The organism is Candidatus Hydrogenedentota bacterium (assembly GCA_019695095.1).
Lineage (GTDB): Bacteria > Hydrogenedentota > Hydrogenedentia > Hydrogenedentales > SLHB01 > JAIBAQ01.
The window spans coordinates 1-3,102 of sequence record JAIBAQ010000366.1; the positions used below are offsets into that span (position 1 = coordinate 1).

Genomic DNA, 3,102 nt, shown 5'->3' on the forward strand with positions numbered 1-3,102 from the left:
ACCAACAGATGTTCTATACTTGCTCATGGCCGGTTCCTCCTGATGGCACCTCGGTGCCGTTTAACTTTGCAGGCGAGTTTATCGCACTGCGTCGGAGGACCGGCCTTCTCATCTTATCTTTGCGTTGGCTTTCCGCTATTTCGCCGACGCGAGTTTCTCCAGCGCGCCGTCGGGAAGCCATTTCACGGCGAGTTGTTCGTCGAACTTGGATCGGATGGGAAAGCCGGTGGTGAACATGCCGCGCAGGCAGCTCATCTCCGTCTCGCGCTGGCACAAGGTCCGATAGTAGGTCTGTAGCCGGTAAGCTTCGGCCATCGGGATACGTGTGCCGCCGGGAACGGGGGTAGGCATCTCTTTTACCGCCGCGCGTTCGGGGCTGTCAGCAGGCGCGCCCCATCGCAACTCAGGGGGATGGTTCGGGTCGAAGCTGAGGTCGTACAGCCGCGTCTCAAGATCGGCTAGGGTCAGGTGCACTTTCTTGCCCGCAGAGTCGGTGTAGTCGATTCCCTTCTCCGCGAACAGCTTCCGCTTCTCTTGGATGATCGCGGCGGCGAAATCGGCGGTCGTCTTGATGTTGTATTTCTCGAATCCGGCGAGATCAATCAGGTGCGGCATCGACTCGTACCATCGAATTGCGTTGTCCATCCAATCGGCGAGGTAGAAGTACTTGTTGCGCCGATCGACGTCGGACGACGGTGAACTCCACGTTTCCCAGCGCCCCTTCGCCTGGAAGATGTTCTCGTCCTTGATCTCCTCGGGATACATGATCGGCCCGTTCTGCTTCACTTCGCGCCACGCATCCTGAACGAAGACCTCGCGTCCCTCCCACATCTGCACCATGGTGTCGATGTATTTTCGCATGAACTCCATCGGCACGACTTTGTCGACGGTCTTCATGCGGTAGCGGATGAACTCGTGCACGCTACCGAGTTTGAATCCGTCTTCCATGATCTTCTGCGTATCGACCATTTCGCCGACTTTCTGGTACTCCTCGTACGACATCCCGAATTCTTCCATTTCGGTGTCGGTGCGGCGGCGAACCTTGGTAACCTGTCCTTTACCGTTGGTTTCGCAGATCGGGTAACGAAACACGCGTAACCCTTGGAAGCAGCCTTTCAGCGGATTCTCGGGATCGGTGGGCTTGAACGGTTCGATGCCTGATACGGCATTGAGCCCGTTGTAGGTGAAGATGTTCTTGGTGGCATCGGTGGACGCATTGATGAAATACAACTCGCCGTACTCGTCGATCTTCGCGAGGATCAAGCTGTGCCCATCGACGTAATTTATGCAGCCGGGCATGAGGAACTTGCGGTTAATCGCCACGGGTACTGTGTCGCTCCAACTGGAGTTCTTGCTTCCTGGTTCGACGCGATAGTTTCCGGAAGAGTAGGCCGTCATCGCCACTTCGAAGAAGTTCTGCGGCGATGAGCATTGGAAACTACTGACGAAGCCGACCGGGATGTTGTTGGGCGAGATTCGGATGTCGCCTTCCACCGGTGACACGTAGCTCGTCATCCACGGAAGGCCCCGGCGATACGCATAGTACGCGGGCATTGCCAACGTAAATTTTGCGCAGTCCACCATGGCGTTCATATACCGGATGGTACCCAGCGGCAGTTGCGGATTGCTGCCCTTGCCCGCGAACTCGGGGTCAAGCAGGAGATTCATTTTCGGGTCCGTGAGAATACGGTCCATCTTGGCCACGCGCTGCTCGACGTCACCGCCGTCTGTCCGCATGTAGTAGATGTGCTCGATCCACTTGGCGAAATGCTGCGTCTCGGCGAAGTTCCATTGACGCCGAAGCGGCCACGCGCCGTGGTTGGAGTTGATGGATGGCGGGTTGGGATCGGGCTCGGCATATGCGGTAAGCGCCAATACGGTGAGCATTGCGAGGCCCAGGAGCGGACGCACGCCCAGTCTGCGCATTAGATAAAATGCACCAACCGACTCAGAACCTGAATGAATCTCTTTTGTAACCTGCCAAGCCATCACGAGACTATCATCCTCCAGTGTTTGAGCATGCTCCATCGAACAGCCTTTTGGGGACAAGATTCTACCAGACCCGCCCAGCGGAGGCGAATATGCGGCAAATCGGGGTTTCCGCGGGCGGAGCTTCCAGGAATCCGGCTCAATCGGCCTTGATTGGCTGGCGGCCGCCCGCCAATCGTTCGGTAAGCCTGGAATTGCGTTTCGTGGTCTTGGTGTTGTGAACCGCCATCGCTACGGCTTTGGGATCGCCCACAAGCACGACAAGACGGCTGGCCCGCGTGATGGCCGTATAGAGGACGTTACGCTGCAGCATCATGAAGTGTTGCGTCAACAACGGCACAACCACCGCGGGGTATTCACTGCCTTGCGATTTGTGGATGGTGCCTGCGTACGCCAGCGAAAGTTCGTCGAGGTTCTCGAAAGGATAAAGGACGGCGCGGTCATCGAACTGAATCTGGGCCTCCTTGAGGCCCTCGTCGACAACCGTCACAAATCCGATGTCGCCGTTGAAGACATCCAGCTCGTAGTTGTTGCGCATCTGCATGACTTTGTCGCGCAGTCCAAATGGACGGTGGGCGACGGGTTGTACGGTGGGGTTCAATGCGCGCTGCAACTCCTCGTTTAACCGCGCGACGCCCACGTCGCCGCGGTGCATCGGCGCGAGCACCTGAATATCGCGCGCCGGATCGAGTCTGAACTTGGCGGGCATGCGCTTGGTGACCAACTCCAGAAGAGTCTCAAGCGCTTTGGCCGGGTCTTTCCGCTCGATGAAGAAGAAGTCTTTGTCGTTGTACTCGGGTAACTGTCCGCTGTTGATACGGTGCGCATTGCTCACGATGCCGCTCTCGGCGGCTTGGCGGAAGACGGTCTTCAGCCAGACCACAGGAACCCGGTTGCTTGCGATGATATCCATCAGCACATTTCCCGGGCCCACGGACGGCAATTGGTCCACGTCTCCCACGAGGAAGAGGCGCGACAAAGGCGAGAGCGCCTTGAGCAGGCTGTGCATCAGGTTGATATCGACCATCGATGTCTCGTCGATGACGACAATATCCGCATTCAACGGATTGGCCTCGTTGCGAAGAAATCCGCCTGCCTTGGGACTCCACTCCA

At 57.5% G+C, this 3,102-nt stretch carries 2 protein-coding genes; both read right to left on the reverse strand.

Annotation, left to right across the window (positions count from 1 at the left end):
- Positions 1–135 precede the first annotated feature (135 nt).
- On the reverse strand, positions 136–1,992 hold the full coding sequence (locus K1Y02_26425; protein MBX7259918.1) for a hypothetical protein: 1,857 nt from the start codon (positions 1,990–1,992) through the stop codon (positions 136–138).
- A gap of 136 nt (positions 1,993–2,128) precedes the next feature.
- The coding region (locus K1Y02_26430; GenBank protein ID MBX7259919.1) for an ATP-binding domain-containing protein at positions 2,129–3,102 on the reverse strand (974 nt) is incomplete at its 5' end.